The organism is Rhizobium sp. BK602 (assembly GCF_014195095.1).
In the GTDB taxonomy this organism is placed as follows: Bacteria; Pseudomonadota; Alphaproteobacteria; order Rhizobiales; family Rhizobiaceae; genus Rhizobium.
The window spans coordinates 509,284-524,527 of the sequence record NZ_JACIBC010000006.1; the positions used below are offsets into that span (position 1 = coordinate 509,284).

General features: G+C 61.1%; 15 protein-coding genes and 1 riboswitch. Of the genes, 12 read left to right on the top strand and 3 right to left on the bottom strand.

What is annotated here, in order from left to right:
* Positions 1 to 79: 79 nt before the first annotated feature.
* The 12 genes from FHX11_RS21635 to FHX11_RS21690 all read left to right on the top strand — a co-directional run bounded on the left by FHX11_RS21635 (position 80) and on the right by FHX11_RS21690 (position 11,575).
* A complete protein-coding gene (locus FHX11_RS21635; RefSeq protein WP_184360499.1) occupies positions 80 to 1,348 on the top strand; it encodes an extracellular solute-binding protein in 1,269 nt (422 codons plus the stop codon).
* A gap of 71 nt (positions 1,349 to 1,419) precedes the next feature.
* Complete coding sequence (locus tag FHX11_RS21640) at positions 1,420 to 2,322, top strand: sugar ABC transporter permease (RefSeq protein WP_184360502.1); 903 nt, start codon at positions 1,420 to 1,422, stop codon at positions 2,320 to 2,322.
* A gap of 43 nt (positions 2,323 to 2,365) precedes the next feature.
* The gene (locus tag FHX11_RS21645; RefSeq protein WP_348649727.1) at positions 2,366 to 3,208 is read left to right on the top strand and encodes a carbohydrate ABC transporter permease; all 843 of its coding nucleotides are present in this window, start codon (positions 2,366 to 2,368) and stop codon (positions 3,206 to 3,208) included.
* Positions 3,209 to 3,315: 107 nt separating this feature from the next.
* Positions 3,316 to 4,404 carry a sn-glycerol-3-phosphate ABC transporter ATP-binding protein UgpC gene (ugpC, locus tag FHX11_RS21650; RefSeq protein ID WP_184360508.1) on the top strand — a complete coding sequence of 363 codons (1,089 nt, stop codon included), beginning with the start codon at positions 3,316 to 3,318 and terminating at the stop codon, positions 4,402 to 4,404.
* A 72-nt stretch (positions 4,405 to 4,476) separates the two neighbouring features.
* Positions 4,477 to 5,040 (top strand): TetR/AcrR family transcriptional regulator, encoded by a 564-nt coding sequence (locus tag FHX11_RS21655; protein WP_184360511.1) that lies wholly within the window; start codon positions 4,477 to 4,479, stop codon positions 5,038 to 5,040.
* A 74-nt stretch (positions 5,041 to 5,114) separates the two neighbouring features.
* Positions 5,115 to 5,456 carry an SMR family transporter gene (locus FHX11_RS21660; protein ID WP_184360514.1) on the top strand — a complete coding sequence of 114 codons (342 nt, stop codon included), beginning with the start codon at positions 5,115 to 5,117 and terminating at the stop codon, positions 5,454 to 5,456.
* Positions 5,457 to 5,620: 164 nt separating this feature from the next.
* Positions 5,621 to 6,406 (top strand): ThuA domain-containing protein, encoded by a 786-nt coding sequence (locus FHX11_RS21665; protein WP_184360517.1) that lies wholly within the window; start codon positions 5,621 to 5,623, stop codon positions 6,404 to 6,406.
* A gap of 9 nt (positions 6,407 to 6,415) precedes the next feature.
* On the top strand, positions 6,416 to 7,459 hold the full coding sequence (locus tag FHX11_RS21670; RefSeq protein ID WP_184360520.1) for a Gfo/Idh/MocA family oxidoreductase: 1,044 nt from the start codon (positions 6,416 to 6,418) through the stop codon (positions 7,457 to 7,459).
* Between the two features lie 56 nt (positions 7,460 to 7,515).
* On the top strand, positions 7,516 to 8,343 hold the full coding sequence (locus FHX11_RS21675; protein ID WP_184360523.1) for a class I SAM-dependent methyltransferase: 828 nt from the start codon (positions 7,516 to 7,518) through the stop codon (positions 8,341 to 8,343).
* Between the two features lie 55 nt (positions 8,344 to 8,398).
* A riboswitch (Fluoride riboswitch) is annotated at positions 8,399 to 8,486 on the top strand.
* Between the two features lie 116 nt (positions 8,487 to 8,602).
* Positions 8,603 to 9,955: a voltage-gated chloride channel family protein gene (locus tag FHX11_RS21680; RefSeq protein ID WP_184360525.1), complete on the top strand. Its 1,353-nt coding sequence runs from the start codon at positions 8,603 to 8,605 to the stop codon at positions 9,953 to 9,955.
* 82 nt (positions 9,956 to 10,037) lie between these two features.
* Complete coding sequence (gene crcB, locus FHX11_RS21685) at positions 10,038 to 10,427, top strand: fluoride efflux transporter CrcB (protein WP_184360528.1); 390 nt, start codon at positions 10,038 to 10,040, stop codon at positions 10,425 to 10,427.
* A gap of 302 nt (positions 10,428 to 10,729) precedes the next feature.
* Positions 10,730 to 11,575 (top strand): aspartyl/asparaginyl beta-hydroxylase domain-containing protein, encoded by an 846-nt coding sequence (locus FHX11_RS21690; RefSeq protein ID WP_184360531.1) that lies wholly within the window; start codon positions 10,730 to 10,732, stop codon positions 11,573 to 11,575.
* An 84-nt stretch (positions 11,576 to 11,659) separates the two neighbouring features.
* Here the strand turns inward: FHX11_RS21690 and FHX11_RS21695 are convergent, their stop codons facing one another.
* The 3 genes from FHX11_RS21695 to FHX11_RS21705 are packed head-to-tail and all read right to left on the bottom strand — an operon-like array spanning position 11,660 to position 15,176.
* Positions 11,660 to 13,375, bottom strand: coding sequence for a flotillin domain-containing protein (locus FHX11_RS21695; RefSeq protein WP_184360534.1), 1,716 nt, complete (start codon positions 13,373 to 13,375; stop codon positions 11,660 to 11,662).
* Positions 13,375 to 14,025, bottom strand: a complete 651-nt coding sequence (locus FHX11_RS21700) for an OB-fold-containig protein (RefSeq protein WP_184360537.1) — start codon at positions 14,023 to 14,025, stop codon at positions 13,375 to 13,377. The genes FHX11_RS21695 and FHX11_RS21700 overlap by 1 nt, the downstream gene beginning before the upstream one ends.
* Before the next feature lie 5 nt (positions 14,026 to 14,030).
* Positions 14,031 to 15,176: a PspA/IM30 family protein gene (locus FHX11_RS21705; RefSeq protein ID WP_184360541.1), complete on the bottom strand. Its 1,146-nt coding sequence runs from the start codon at positions 15,174 to 15,176 to the stop codon at positions 14,031 to 14,033.
* Between the last annotated feature and the right edge of the window lie 68 nt (positions 15,177 to 15,244).

Sequence of the window (15,244 nt, forward strand, 5' to 3'; positions counted from 1 at the left end):
AAGAGGAACACGCCGACAGGCATCGCGAGCCATGCCGTCGGACTGACATCGTCACGGTTCGCATGGTGGAGGAAAATAGATGAACGTATTTTCGAAGTTGGCGATCACCGCCGGCATGTCGGTTCTGCTGGCCGCCGGCGTTGCGCAAGCCCAGAGCAAGACATTCAATGTGTGGTGGTACGAGCTGCCCGACACGGCCCAAGCCAAGGCATGGACCAAGGCGCTTGGCGAACTGAAGGCCAAGCATCCGGATATCAACATCAATTTCGAACAGAAGACCTTCGAGCAATTGCAGAAGGCGGGCAGCCTCATCCTCAATTCGGACCAGGCGCCGGACGTGCTCGAATACAACAAGGGCAATGCGACCGCCGGCCTCGTCGCCTCGCAGGGGCTCTTGACGCCGCTCGACGACGAATTCAAGACACGTGGCTGGGACAAGATCCTCAACGAGACCAACACCCAGCTCAGCAAATACGACGAGAACGGCATCTATGGTTCCGGCCCGATCATCGGCATCCCGGCCTATGCCGAATTCGTCTCCGTCTTCTACAATATCGACATGTTCGAGGCCAACGGTATCAAGGTGCCGACGACGCTGGAGGAATTCGAGGCCGCGCTGGATACGTTCCAGAAGAAGGGCATCACGCCGCTTGCCTACGGCACGGTGGATTCCAACGCCCAGCATCTGGTCTATACGCTGGCCTTGACGCAGGCCGACGATAGCTGGGTCAAGAACTATCAGGGCCTCAAGGCGCCGCTCGATACGAAGCCCTTCCTCTTTGCCGCGCAGAAGGTCGTGGATTGGGTGAAGAAGGGTTATATCTCCAAGGATTCGACCGGCCTCAAGGGCCAGGATGCCGCAAACGTCTTCTCTTCCGGCAAGGCGCCGATGTTCGTCAGCGGCACCTGGAACAACGGCAATTTCGCCAGCACGATCAAGAATTTCAAATGGGGCCAGTTCGTCTTCCCGACCCCGAAATACAGCACGGGTTCGACGGGCAGCATGTTCATGGTGCCGAAGAGCGCCAAGAACAAGGATCTCTCCTACGAGTTCATCGACCTCGTGCTGAGCAAGCAGAACCAGAATGAGCAGGCCAATCTCGGCGGCGTCGCCATTGCCGCCGATCCGGCGGCGATCACCGATGCGGTCGGAAAGCGCAATGTCGAACTCTTCAACGAGATCTCCGGCAAGGGCGGCCTCGGCTTTTATCCGGACTGGCCGGTCCCCGGCTATTATGAATTGCTGATCCAGGCGACCACCGGCCTGGTGAATGGCTCGGCAACTCCGGAGCAGTTCGCCGAGCGTCTCAAGAAGGCTTACGACGACGCACAGGCGGCGGCTCAGTAAGGCTTTCGGGAGCAATTCAAAGCGGCGGGACGGCTTTGCGCCGTCTCGCTGTCTCGGACTGGAGGAATTCGATGGAGACGTCCAAAAACACCGGCCGGGCGGGGTATTACCTCTATATGATCCCCGGAATGCTGGGGTTCGGCCTGCTGGTGCTCGTCCCCCTGATCGCCAATTTCGCGATAAGCTTCACCACCTGGAAGGGCATCGGAACGCCGCGATATATCGGGTTTCAGAACTACGAGAGATTGCTCGTGGATGCTGCCTTCTGGGGGTCGATCCAGCATACGCTTCTGTTCATCATCTCCATGACCATCGTGCCCATCCTTCTGGGCCTGGTGCTGGCGGCGGTGCTGTTCGACTATATCAGCGCCCAGTTCAGCGAGGGCCTGTCGAGCTTCTTTCGCGCGGGCTTTTATCTCCCGCAAATTCTACCACTGACCGCGGCCGGCGTGTTGTGGGCGTGGATCCTCAATCCAATCGGCATCATCAATGCCGTTTTGAAAGCGATCGGTCTCGATTTCATGGCGCGGAACTGGCTGGGGGATGCGAATTATGCGCTCTGGGCCGTGTCTGCCGTCATTGTCTGGATTCAGATCGGTTATTGTCTGGTGGTCTTCATGTCGGGGCTGGCGCGCGTCGATCCCTCGCTTTACGAAGCCGCTGAACTCGACAATGCCAGCTGGTTCGGCCGTTTTCGTTACATCACGATCCCTATGCTGATGCCGGAGATTTTCGTGGTCGCTCTGACGACGCTGATTGCCGCCCTGAAGGTGTTCGCGCCGATCTACGTTCTGACATCAGGCGGGCCGGACAATGCGACGACGGTGCCGTCCTACCTCTCTTACTATCACTTCTTCACCACGAACCGTGTCGGCTACGCTGCGGCGATCGCGACGTTGCAAACCGCTATGACCATCGTGCTCGGCATCGTCTTCCTGCGCATGCAATCCAAACAGACAGAGGGGGCGCACTGAGATGACGGCGACGGTTTCTCTCTCGACCGCGGTTGCATCGGAAATGCCGGCGGATCATCGCCAGAAGAAGGGGATCACGCGCTGGGTGGTCCTCGCCATCCTGTTCGTCTTTTTGGCAGGCACGCTCTTTCCCTTCTTCCTGGCTGCCTTCAATGCCATCAAGACTCCGTCGGACTATGCGGCTAACGGCCCGCTTGCCTTCCCGCGCAGTTTCGATCTCACGGCGCTCAAGAACTTCTGGGCGAATGTCGATTTCACCCGCAAGCTCTTCAATAGCATCCTGATCAGCGGCTGTACGGCGATACTCGCCGTCGTTCTCAGCCTGCTCAACGCCTATGCCATCGGCATCGGGCGCGTGCGGGGCGGCAAGGCGCTGCTGGTGCTGCTGCTGATCTCGATCATGGCGCCGCAGGAGGCCCTGGTCTATCCGCTGTACTACATGGCCAAGCAGGTCGGCCTGTTCGATTCCATGTTGTCGGTGATCCTGATCATCGGCGTGCTGCACACCGCCTTCGGCACCTATCTGCTGTCGTCGGTCATGAGCACCTTCCCACGCGAGATCATCGAGGCGGCGCAGATCGACAATGCCAGCCGCTGGCAGATCCTGTGGATGGTGATCGTGCCGGTGCTGCGGCCAACGCTCGCCGTGCTGGCGACCTTCTTCTTCATCTGGACCTGGAACGAATTCCTGATCCCGCTGGTGTTCCTGGTCTCCAACAACAACCAGACGGTCTCGGTCGCCATGGGCGTGCTGTCGGGGGCCAATACGTCGGACCCGACGGCGATCGCGGCGGCCTCGCTGCTCGGCGTCACGCCGACGGTGATTTTCTTCCTGATCTTCCAGCGCACCCTGACGCGGGGCGTGGCGGTCGGGGCCGTCAAATAGACGAAGCCGAAGGCCTCCGGCACCCCGACCCATGGGCGGTGGAATGCCGGAGAGATCAAGCAAAAGCGGCAGTCTGATGAAGTTCAATTCTTCCGGAGGAGGAAACAGTGGCAGGAATCAACATCAAATCCGTCACGAAGCATTTCGGCGCGGTCCAGGTTCTCAACGATATCGATCTGACGATCGAGCGTGGGGAGTTCGTGGTGTTCCTCGGCGGGTCGGGTTGCGGCAAGTCGACCCTGCTCAGAATGATCGCTGGGCTTGAATCGATCACCAGGGGCGAGATCTGGATCGGCGGCCGGCGTGTCGATCAGCTTCCGCCCGGCGAGCGCGGCGTGTCGATGGTGTTCCAGTCCTATGCGCTCTATCCGCATATGACCGTTCGCGACAACATGTCCTTCGGCCTCAGGAACATCAAGACGCCGAAAGCGGAGATCGACAAGCGCATCGAGGCAGCGGCGAAGATTTTGGAAATGCCGCATCTGCTCGACCGCAAGCCCTCGGCGCTGTCGGGCGGTCAGCGTCAGCGCGTGGCGATCGGCCGCGCCATCGTTCGCGAACCGGATGTCTTCCTGTTCGACGAGCCGCTCTCCAATCTCGATGCCGGCCTGCGCACCCGCACCCGCGTCGAACTCGCGCAATTGCACGAGCGCCTGGGCGCCACGATGGTGTTCGTCACCCATGACCAGGTGGAGGCGATGACGCTCGCCGACCGCATCGTGCTTATGAACAACAAGAAGATCGAGCAGGTGGCGACGCCGGTGGAGATCTATACGCGTCCGGCAACACGCTATGTCGCCCAGTTCGTCGGCTCGCCGGGCATGAATTTCGTCGCCGTCGCCAATGTCGAGGAGACGGGTGGCTTCGCGACCGCCGTGCTTCCCGACGGATCGAGGATCAAGACCTCGATTCCGCTGAACGGTGTAGCGGGATCGGAGCTGACGCTCGGCATCCGACCCGAATATCTGGTAGCGACGGCGCCCGAGCAGGGAGACATCAGCGGCACGGTCGAGACGGTGGAGCGTCTGGGCGACCGGTCGCTCGTGCATGTGCGTCTCAAGGACGGCTCCAAGATCATCGGGACGGATCCGGGCATGAGCACGATCAGCGCGGGTACGCCGATTGCCTTTGTCGTGGATGGCCGGAAGCTGACGATCTTTGACCAGAACGATGTCGCCCATCATGCGGTGAACTGAGGCGATTTGTCACCGACCCAGTGTATCGAGTCTGTCATTGACGAAACCGTCCAATTGGTATGTTATGTCGCCATGTCTACTGCGCACCATAGAAAAAAGCAGCCTTTGGTCGTCCGCCGGCAGTTGCTGGAGGTGGCGGCGCGGCTTGCCTCCGAGAAGGGCATGGTTGCGGTGACGCTGGATGCGGTTTCCGGTGCATCCGGCATCAGCAAGGGTGGGCTGCTGCATCATTTCCCGAGCAAGAACGCGTTGCTTGAGGCCCTGTTCGACAGCCTGATCGCACAACTGGATGCGGCGATCGAGGAGGCGATGCGGGCCGATCCCTTGCCGCATGGCCGCTTCACCCGCGGCTACCTGCATGCCTGCCTCGCCCTGCGCGACAAGCCGCAGGAAACCAGGGACTGGGCGCAGGTGACGATGGTGCTGCTCAGCGAGCCGCATCTGCGGCAGCGCTGGCACGACTGGGTGCGCGAGCGCAGCGAGGAGTATGTCGGCACCGATTCCTCGGTGGATGCGGCAATCGTGAGGCTGGCGACGGATGGGCTCTGGCTTGCCGATCTGCTTGGGAGCAGTGACATGGACGAGAGCGCCCGCGCCAAACTGGTCGAACGTTTGATCGAACTGACACGGCTTTAGCGTAATCCCAGGAAAAGCGAGCAGCGGTTTCCGTGCGGACGGGCGCAAAACAATAGGAATATCGAGAGGGTTTGATGGCGAACGCATTTGTTTACGGGATGCTGCTGGTGGCAATCATGCTGGAGGTGCTCGGCACGACGGCGCTGCAGATGTCGCAGCAGTTCACCCGTCTCGGCCCCTCGATCGTGGTGCTGCTATGTTATGCCGCGGCCTTCTACTGCCTGTCGTTCACTTTGCGGGTGATCCCGGTCGGCGTCGCCTATGCCATCTGGAGCGGGCTCGGCATCGTGCTGATTTCCGCCGTGGGACTGGTGTTTTTTCGCCAGAAACTCGACCTGGCGGCTCTCGTTGGCCTGGCCCTGATCATCGCCGGTGTCCTCGTCGTCAACCTGTTTTCAAAATCCGTGTCGCACTGAAAACACAGGTGTTTCCCGATGCTGTTTTTGCCTTTGTCAAATCGCTTCGGACGCATTATGTCTTTGCGCTGGAAGGCTGAAGGAGGCTCGGCGAATACCCGTTTTCCAAAGCGCTTTGGATCGCCTAACACGCTCAATTTCAATGGTTTTAGAGGAGCATTGCAATGACCATCCGCACAGTCGTTTGGGGGGAGAATATTCATGAGCAGACCAACAAGGTCGTGGCCGAGATCTATCCGGAAGGCATGCATACCACGATCGCCAAGGCCCTGAACGCCGACGCCGGCATACAAGCCACCACTGCAACGTTGCAGGAGCCGGAACACGGCCTCAGCGAAGCGCGGCTGAAGGAGACCGACGTCCTCTTGTGGTGGGGCCACAAGGACCATGGTGCCGTCAATGACGAAATCGTCGAGCGCGTCGCCAGGCGCGTCTGGGAAGGCATGGGCCTGATCGTGCTGCATTCAGGCCATTTCTCGAAGATCTTCAAGCGGCTGATGGGTACGCCCTGCGCACTGAAATGGCGCGAGGCGGGCGAACGCGAGCGCCTCTGGGTCATCAATCCCCGCCATCCGATCGCCGCCGGTCTCGGCGAGCATTTCGAGCTGGAAAACGAGGAGATGTATGGTGAGCAGTTCTCCGTGCCGGAGCCTCTCGAAACGGTGTTCATCTCCTGGTTCCAGGGTGGCGAGGTTTTCCGTTCCGGCATGACCTGGCGCCGCGGTGCCGGCAATATCTTCTATTTCCGTCCCGGTCACGAGACCTATCCGACCTACCACAACGATACCGTGCAGAAGGTGCTGATCAACGCCGTCAAGTGGGCGCACAACCCGCTGGGCACGCAGACGAGCATTCATGACGCGCCAAACGTGCCGGTCGAGAAGGCATTGGAGCCGATCGTCGAACGTGGTCCGAAACTGCACCAGGCCGGCGAAGCCGGTTACCGCTGAGGTTATAATATGCGTCTCCTAATTGTTGGCACGGGCGGCATGGCGAAGAACCAGGCCGAGCACTTCGTCCGGATTCCAGGCGTCGAGATCGTCGGTGCCGTCGACACAGACGCGACGAGGCTGACCGCCTTCGCCGATATGTTCGACATCGAGAACCGCTTCTCGTCGCTGGACGAGGCGCTCGCCTGGGGCGCGTTCGACGCGGTGACCAATGTGACGCCGGATCGGGCGCACCATCCGACGACCTTGCCGCTGCTTGCCGCCGGCAAGCATGTCCTGTGCGAAAAGCCACTGGCGGAGAATTACGACAAGGCACTGGAAATGACGGAGGCGGCCGAGCGGGCCGGCGTCGTCAACATGGTCAACCTGACCTACCGCAATGTCGCGCAACTGCAGAAGGCGCGCGAGATGGTAATCTCGGGCGAGATCGGCACGGTGAAGCATGTGGAGGCCTCCTATCTCCAGAGCTGGCTCGTCTCCAGGGCCTGGGGCGATTGGCGCAGCGAATCCAAATGGCTCTGGCGTCTGTCCACCGGTCACGGCTCCAACGGCGTGCTCGGCGATATCGGCATTCATATCCTCGATTTCGCCGCCTATGGGGCTGCGACCGATATCGACCATGTCTTTGCCCGGCTGAAGACCTTCAACAAGGCGCCGGACGAGCGCATCGGCGAATATACGCTCGATGCGAATGACAGTTTCTCGATGTCGGTCGATTTCGCCAACGGCGCGCTCGGTGTCGTGCATGCGAGCCGCTGGGCGACGGGGCATCTCAACGAGTTGAAGCTGCGCATCTATGGCGAGCGCGGCGGGCTGGAGATTTCCCATAGCCCCAACGGTTCGGAATTGCGTGGCTGCCTTGGCGACGACACCGAAAGCGCTACATGGAAGGTGATCGAGGTTCCGCCCGTGCCGACCAATTACCAGCGCTTTGCCGATGCCGTCATGACCGGCAGTCATCAGGACCCGAGCTTCCGCCATGCGGCGAACTTGCAGCGCGTGCTTGATCTCGCCATGGTCACGGAGAAGGAGCGGCGGGAATTGAAGGTGTGACGGTCTCTCCAGTCCGTCTGTGACCTTCAAATGGCCGCCTTCAGAGGAGGAAGGCTATGTCCACCGAGGAAAAGGTTGCAAAACACTATACGCATGGGTCGTTGGAAACGACGATCCTTGCGGGTCTGGCCGCGAGCGGCAAGGACGTCGATCATCTGAGTATCGACGACCTTGCCGGCATCGATGAGTTTCATCTCGGGCGGCGCGAGGCGACACGCGAATTTTCCCGCGATCTCGGCCTGATCGACGGCATGCGGCTCATCGATATCGGCTCGGGGCTTGGCGGGCCGGCGCGCTATATGGCCAGCACCTATGGCTGCGTGGTGACCGGCATCGATCTGACGGAGGAGTTCGTCGATGTCGCCAAGGTCTTGACCGAGCGCTGCGGCATGGCCATGCAGGTCTCGTTCCGGCAGGCAAGCGCCTTGGCGCTGCCCTTTGCCGACGAGAGTTTCGAGCGTGCCACCTTGATCCATGTCGGCATGAACATCGAGGACAAGGCGGCCTTGTTCGCCGAGATCCGGCGCGTGCTGCGGCGTGGCGGCGTGTTCGGTCTCTATGAGATCATGCAGGTGCGCGACGGCACCTTGCCCTATCCCATGCCCTGGGCGATGACACCGGAAACGAGCTTTGTCCGCAGCCCCGAAACCTATCGGCGCCTGCTCGACGAGGCGGGTTTCTCGCTGGAATCCGAGCAGGATCGCAGTGCGCTCGCGATCCGCCTGGCGCAGGAAATGCGCGCCAGCGCCGCCAACAATAGCGGTCAGACACCGGGTCTCGGCGCGCTGATGGGGGAGAGGGCGGCGGAACGCGTGGGCAATGTCGGCATGTCGGTTGGCAACGGCCTGCTTGCGCCGATCGAGATGATTGCCAAAGCGGTTTGAAAGATCGCCTTACCCTGGTGCCGGATTGACAGGAGCGTTCGCTTGTCTGTATGGAAAATCCAACGGTAATGGATTTCTGCCGGGCCATGGTGGCCGAACCGCTGCTCTGGATGTCCAGGGACGCTGATGACTCCTACTCAACCCGTCCGACGGGACGAAGGAGTAGAGCCATGTCCGCAATCCAGCCGTCATCCCTTCCTTGTCTCCTCATTCTGATCCCCGACAGGCCTGCAACCGGGTTTGCGGGAGGGGCGAACTGATGTCCGCATCCGATTTCTTTCATCATCGCTTTCAGCAATTGCGCAGCATGTTCAAATGGATCGTCCTGGTGGTGCCGATGGCGGCCGTGGTCGGCTCGCTGTGCGCCTTGTTTCTCTGGAGTCTCGATCGGGCGACGGCGGCGCGTTTCGACTATCCCTGGCTGATCTTTCTGATGCCGGTCGCGGGCTTCTTGATGGTGCTGGCCTATCAGCGCTTCGGCCGCGGATCTGAAGGCGGCAACAATCTGATCGTGGAGCAGATCCATGAGCCGGGGGGCGGGGTGCCGCTGCGCATGGCGCCCTTCATTCTGGTCTCGACGGTCCTGACGCATCTGGTCGGCGGCTCGGCGGGGCGCGAGGGGACGGCAGTGCAGCTCGGCGGCAGCATCGCCAGCGCCTTCGCCAGGCTTTTCCGCTTGAGCCATGCCGAAGTTCGTATCCTGCTGATGGCGGGGATCGCCGCGGGTTTCGGTGCGGTCTTCGGCACGCCGATTGCCGGCGCGGTCTTCGCGCTCGAAGTGTTGACCATCGGGCGGATGCAGTATGAGGCGCTGATCCCGAGCCTCATGGCGGCGATCACGGCCGATTGGACCTGCCAGGCCTGGGGCATCGAACATACCCGTTATCATGTCGCCTATCTCGCCGGCATGCCGGCGGCGACCTTCCACCTCGATGCGCTGTTGCTGCTCAAGGTCGGAGTGGCCGGTGTGCTCTTCGGGCTGATGGCCCGCTGCTTCAGCGAAATCTCCCATATGGTATCGGCCGCCTTCAAGCGGCTCTGCGCCTATGCGCCGTTGCGGCCGGTGATCGCCAGCGTCGTGCTGATCGGCCTCGTCTATGCGCTCGGCACGCGCGAATATCTCGGTCTCGGCGTCTGGTCGCCCCATCCTGGCGACGCGACGATCCCCGGCTTTTTCGACCCGGCGCATGCCGATTACTGGAGCTGGTTCTGGAAAGCCGTCTTTACGATCGTGACGCTGAGCTCCGGCTTCAAGGGCGGGGAGGTGACGCCGCTATTCTTCATCGGCGCGGCACTCGGCAATGCGATTGCCGCCATTCTCGGCGCGCCGATCGATCTCTTCGCGGCGCTGGGCTTTGTCGCGGTTTTTGCCGGAGCCACCAATACGCCGCTCGCCTGCATGATCATGGGCATCGAGCTCTTCGGCGCCACGCATGCGGTCTATCTCGCCGTGGCCTGCTTTCTTGCCTATATCTGCAGCGGCCATACCAGCATCTATCTGTCGCAGCGCCTGGGAATCGCGAAAAGCGCTGCTTCCGGCCATATCCCCGCAGATATCCCGCTTCGCCAGATTCGCGATCGTGACGTGAAGGGGCGCAAGCAGCGGACGTGACCGCAAAAAAGGAAGTCAGGATACGTCATTCGCGAATGCCGTCGGCATGGATATCGGCCTTGAGCCGCAACGGGAGAGTGTCATGATCTATCTCGTCGTTTTTCTCGGAGCCGGCCTCGGCGGCGTCTTCCGTCTCGGTGTCAGCGAGCTGGCCGCCCGCTTGTTCGGGTTCGATTTTCCGCTCGGGACCCTTGTCGTCAATGTCGTCGGTGCATTCATCATGGGCCTGCTGACCGAATATTTCGCTTTTCGCGGCGGTGTGCCGCAGGAGCTTCGGCTTTTTCTGACGACCGGCATTCTCGGCGGATTCACGACGTTTTCGACCTTCGCGCTCGAAAGCGTCGTGCTCTGGGAGCGCGGCCAATGGATGCCGTCCGTCGCCTATGTCGCCCTGTCGGTTCTTCTCTCGATCGGTGCTCTGATTGCCGGACTTGTCATTGTCCGGCTAATCGTTCAGGTCCAGACCGTCTAGGGAGCAGCCCTGGTCCATCTTGCCGTATTTCCGCCAATTCGCGGGTGGATATCCGCGAAAAACGGACGATGGAAAATGGGCGCGACAAAGCACCGCTCCTGAGAACGGATTCTCTTGCGAAATTCGACTAATGAACTCATATAATCGTCCATTATGATCATTGCATAACAAAGGAGTCGGGCGCAGACCGGATCATTGAGTGAGGCACATACGGTCATCCCAGGCCTGCTGCCATTTCGAAAGTCCCACGCGAATTCCCCGGAACCGATTTCCTCCCCCAGAAAACCCCGATACAGACAGACATGACGGAGAGCATCTTGAGCGCACCAGCTCCCACATCCACCGAGCCGAATGCTCCGGAACAGACTTTTGGCACGGCCGGCATCGCGCCGATGGACCGCCCGAGCGCGGTAACACGCTTCTTTATGGGCGTTGTCGCCTGGGCCGAAGGCCTCAACCTGAAATATGCCAAGCTCGGCAATCCGCCGGTCTATGACACCGCCACCTTCCCCTGGGCGGCCGAGATCGAGAAGGATTATCCGGCGATCCGCGCCGAACTCGAGAAGGTGCTGCTGCGCCAGAGCGAGCTGCCGACCTTCCAGGACATCTCGACGGATGTGAAAACGATTTCGACCGACAGCCGCTGGAAGACCTTCTTCCTGCTCGGCTTTGGCGTGAAGTCGGAGCAGAACATCAAGGCTTGCCCGAACACCTGGGCGGCCGTGCAGAAGATCCCTGGCCTGACCACGGCGATGTTCTCCATCTTCGAGCCGGGCAAGCACCTGCCGGCCCATCGCGGTCCCTATAACGGCGTGCTGCGCCTGCATCTCGGCCTCATCGTGCCGGAGCCGCAGGACAAGCTCGCCATCCGCGTCGACCAGCAGGTCTGCCACTGGCAGGAAGGCAAGGTCCTGATCTTCGACGATGCCTACGAGCACGAAGCCTGGAACCATACCGACAAGACCCGCGTCGTCCTGTTCGTCGATTTCGTCAAGCCGCTGAAATTCCCGGCCCGCATCGTTAACTGGGCGCTGATGAACCTGGCGATCTTCACGCCCTTCATCAAGGAAGGCCTCGACAATCACAAGGAATGGGAAAAGAAGTTCTACGCCGAGGCAGAGGCGCTGAGAAACCGCCCGAAGCCGTAAGGCGCACAGGTTTGTGAACCTACGAAAAACCCCGGAATCCGCTGCGGATTCCGGGGTTTTGTTTTGGTCGATCAGATGCTGCCGTTAGGCCGGCTTGTTTATCTCTTCAATGGCCTGCGCATCCTCGTCTGACTGCGCGGACGCAGTCCTGCCCTCCAAGTTGCCAAGCAGTGCCGAGATGGCATTGTCGCCGTCGAAGCCGGCTTCCTTGAGCAGGCGGTCGAGGATCGGTTTGTTGGCCTGATAGGAGAGCAGCTGGCCGGCAAGACCTTCGCCGAGGCCGACGCCGTTGCCACCGTTTCCGCCCGTGCCATTGCGGCCGAGCATGCCGCCGGTATCGAAGATCCTGATATCCGAGATCTTTTCGATCGGCTTGACCGCTTCGGCAAGCGCTGCCGGGACGATGCGGATACGTTCGCGAGTGATCTCATATTCGATGATGGCGGGGCTGAGCTTGTTGCGCGCTTCGTTGAGCAGCGCCTCGCTTTCGGCCGTCGCCTTGCCGGTTTCCAGGATACCCTTGGCCTTGATGATCGCCGCATCGGCATCGGCCGTCGCCAGCGTCTTGATGGCGTCGGCCTGGTCGATCGCCGCCTGCTTTTCCGCCTCGGCGGCGATGGTGACAGCGGTTGCCTGGGTTTGCGCCCGCTTCTGCGCGTCGATCACCGCGATCTGCTTTTCGCGTTCGGCGATCTCGACGGCCTTGGCGGTACCGACCTTTTCTTCCGCAGCGATGGCGAGCGCACGTGCGGCCTCGGCCTTCGCCTTGGCTTCCGACTCTTCACGGCTCTTGTTGGCAACCGCAATGGCGCTTTCCTGAGCCACGATCTGGTTGTCGCGGCGGGCTTCCGTGTCACGCTGCTGCACGGCGCGGGTCGAGTCGATATTGGCGGATTCACGCACCTGCTTGGCCATGGCTTCGCGTTCGGCGATGGCCTGTTCGGCGGCAATGCGGGCTTCTTCTTCCGAGCGCTTCGCCGCCTGTTCCTGCTGTGCGGTTTCGGCGCGGGTTGCGGCCGATTTGTTGGCGATGTCGCGCTCCTGGTTGAGCTCGGCCTCGCGCTTCGTCCGTTCGATGGTCAGCGATTGCTGCCGGGCCTCCAGGTCCTTCTGGGCGATCGCGACTTCGGTATCGCGAACGATTTCGTTGCGCTCCTTCTTGCGGGCTTCGGTGACGCGGGTCAGCGCCGCCAGACCATGGGCGTCGAAGAAGTTGTTGGCGTTGAAGTGCTTGATATCGGTCTGATCGAGACGGGTAAGGGACACGGACTCGAGTTCGAGACCATTGGACTGCAGGTCGGAGCCGACGGCTTCCTGTACGGCCTTGACGAAATCCATGCGCTGTTCCTGCAGCGCATCGAGGTTCATTGTCGCGGCGACCGAGCGCAGGCTGTCGACGAATTTCGCTTCGATCAACTGGCGAAGCTGCTCGCTGTCGTTGGTGCGGCTGCCGAGCGTCTGCGCGGCAAGCGCTATGGAAGAACTGTCCGGCTTGACGCGGACATAGAATTCGGCGCCGATGTCGACGCGCATGCGGTCCTTGGTGATCAGTGCGTCGTTTTCGCCGCGCTGGACCTCGAGCCGCAAAGTCTTGAGGTTGACGCGGGCAATCGAATGGAAGATCGGCAGGACGACGGAACCGCCGTCGAGGACGACTTTCTGGCCACCGAGACCGGTGCGCACATAGGCCTCATCGCGGCTGGAGCGGACATAGAGCGTGGCGAAGACAAAGCCGATCCCGAGGATCAGGACGATGCCGATGCCTGCTGGCAGAAGAAGGTCATATAGGCCGTAATACATTAGTGTTGCTCCGTAGAGGATTGTTCAGCTGGACCGGCGAGGTCCGAGGGGACTGGAACTGCGATGAAGATATCGGCCTTGCGGTCGACAAGAAGGACCTCGGCGCCGATGCCAAACGGGCCTTCGCCTTTTGCGGCACTGGCGCGCAGCTGATGCCAGTTGCCGTACGTGTCCTTGAGCGAGACGCGCCCAGGCAGGCCCTGGTCCAGTGGTCCGACGGTGACTTTCGCGGTACGGCCAACGAAATCGCCGGCATCGACGGCATAGGTTTCATCGCGGGGAATAAGCCGCGCGATGGTACGGGTCGAACCTCTCACCAAGGGTATGGTGAGGAAGGCAGCGGGAAGCACGGCAACGATTGCCGGCAGCGGTGTCCAGACAATGTCTGCGACCGTCTGTATGGCAAAGCCGGTGATGGCGAAGATGCCGAGCAGCAGCATGATCAGGATCAACAGCGGCACGCCGCCGAGATTGATCCAGGAGAGCAGGCCGGCGACAACGCCGTCGTGACCATCGAAATGCGGCTTGCCGATCATCTCGCTCAAGGAGGCGCCGACCAGCATGGAGATAATCTCTATGGTGGTCAGGCCGACCAGGATCATCGCCGCAATTGCAAACGGCGCGCATTCGGGTGCGAGAAAAAGGTGCATCGGCGTTACTGATCGGTTGCCTTGAAACGGGCAAGGCGGGCTTCTATGGCCTGTTCGCGGTGCAGGCGATCGAGTTCGTCGAGCTCGGCGCTGGTTGCGGGTTTGCCTGCGGGCACGCCGGTCAGGCGTGAGACTGCGGCGGCTGCGCGGGCAGCTCCGGCTCCTGGGGCGGCATGAGGCTTGCCGCCAGCTGCTTCCTCCGGCGCGTGGCGGGCAAGGCTGCGTCTGAAATCGGCCAGGCGGGCTTCGGCCTCGCGGCGGGTGGCGAGAACGGCCTGCAGCGCCTTCTGGCCCTCATCGATCTGCTCGTTCGCATCCGTCAGCGCTCTGTCGAGCGCGGCGATCTGGGCCTCGAGATCGATCTGGCGGGCGACGCCTGCCTTGGCGAGGTCGTCACGGCCAGCGGAAACAGCAAGCCGGATCTTCTCGTCGAGGGCCGTGAGGTCGTCGGTAATTTCGGTGCGACGGCTCTGGATGCGGTACTCCTCGGCGCGCGCCTTGCCAAGATCGGCGCGAGCTTCATCGGCGGCGGCGTCGATTTCGCGCAGCGCCTGCTCGATGACGGCGATCTTGTTTGCGCCTTCCGCCATGTCGACCGCCGCATTGGCGAGGCCGGCGATCAGCCGTCCCATACGGGAAAGAATGCCTTCGTTCATGTTCGTATAGTCCTCCGTTCGAGGGGAGTTTGGCGTTACGCCGATGTGAATCTCATAGTGGCCGCCATCGGCGATCAGATAAGCGGGAAAGACACTCTCCCACCCTTTGAAATAACCGGCCACGTCGAAGGGCACGGCGACACGGCCGCGCACCGTCGAGATTGTCAGGTCCGACGGACCCTTGATGGCAAAGAGCTTTTCATCGAGCGGCAGACGGCTGACATCGGCCGTCCCGCCGCGATTGGCCGCAAAATCACGCAGGCCCAGCGTCACCAGACGCGCGGGTAAACCGGTGCGTTCGCGGATGATTTCATAGGCGAGCTCATGGAGAACCACGAGATTTGCTCCGGTCTTGTCCGAGACGATCTCGGCGAGAATCGCCATCATTTGCCCGTATGCGGCAAAGGTTTCATCCAATGCCTGCCGTGCGGCGCTATCGGGTGCGAGTTCGTAACGCAGAAGCGATCGGTGCGATGGACTGGGTGTCTGTGCCATACATATTAAGTAAAGTACCGCTCCGGTGCTTTTCAAGGAGACTTGCAAGCAAGGATGGATGAATTGTA

Excerpts from the sequence above, each read along its gene's own strand:
- FHX11_RS21635 (WP_184360499.1), top strand. The coding sequence starts at position 80 with ATGAACGTATTTTCGAAGTTGGCGATCACCGCCGGCATGTCGGTTCTG.
- FHX11_RS21680 (WP_184360525.1), top strand. The coding sequence starts at position 8,603 with ATGTCCGCATCCGATTTCTTTCATCATCGCTTTCAGCAATTGCGCAGC.
- FHX11_RS21705 (WP_184360541.1), bottom strand. The coding sequence starts at position 15,176 with ATGGCACAGACACCCAGTCCATCGCACCGATCGCTTCTGCGTTACGAA.
- FHX11_RS21670 (WP_184360520.1), top strand. The coding sequence starts at position 6,416 with ATGCGTCTCCTAATTGTTGGCACGGGCGGCATGGCGAAGAACCAGGCC.
- FHX11_RS21645 (WP_348649727.1), top strand. The coding sequence starts at position 2,366 with ATGCCGGCGGATCATCGCCAGAAGAAGGGGATCACGCGCTGGGTGGTC.
- FHX11_RS21675 (WP_184360523.1), top strand. The coding sequence starts at position 7,516 with ATGTCCACCGAGGAAAAGGTTGCAAAACACTATACGCATGGGTCGTTG.
- FHX11_RS21700 (WP_184360537.1), bottom strand. The coding sequence starts at position 14,025 with ATGCACCTTTTTCTCGCACCCGAATGCGCGCCGTTTGCAATTGCGGCG.
- FHX11_RS21655 (WP_184360511.1), top strand. The coding sequence starts at position 4,477 with ATGTCTACTGCGCACCATAGAAAAAAGCAGCCTTTGGTCGTCCGCCGG.
- FHX11_RS21695 (WP_184360534.1), bottom strand. The coding sequence starts at position 13,375 with ATGTATTACGGCCTATATGACCTTCTTCTGCCAGCAGGCATCGGCATC.
- FHX11_RS21690 (WP_184360531.1), top strand. The coding sequence starts at position 10,730 with ATGACGGAGAGCATCTTGAGCGCACCAGCTCCCACATCCACCGAGCCG.
- FHX11_RS21660 (WP_184360514.1), top strand. The coding sequence starts at position 5,115 with ATGGCGAACGCATTTGTTTACGGGATGCTGCTGGTGGCAATCATGCTG.
- crcB (WP_184360528.1), top strand. The coding sequence starts at position 10,038 with ATGATCTATCTCGTCGTTTTTCTCGGAGCCGGCCTCGGCGGCGTCTTC.
- FHX11_RS21640 (WP_184360502.1), top strand. The coding sequence starts at position 1,420 with ATGGAGACGTCCAAAAACACCGGCCGGGCGGGGTATTACCTCTATATG.
- FHX11_RS21665 (WP_184360517.1), top strand. The coding sequence starts at position 5,621 with ATGACCATCCGCACAGTCGTTTGGGGGGAGAATATTCATGAGCAGACC.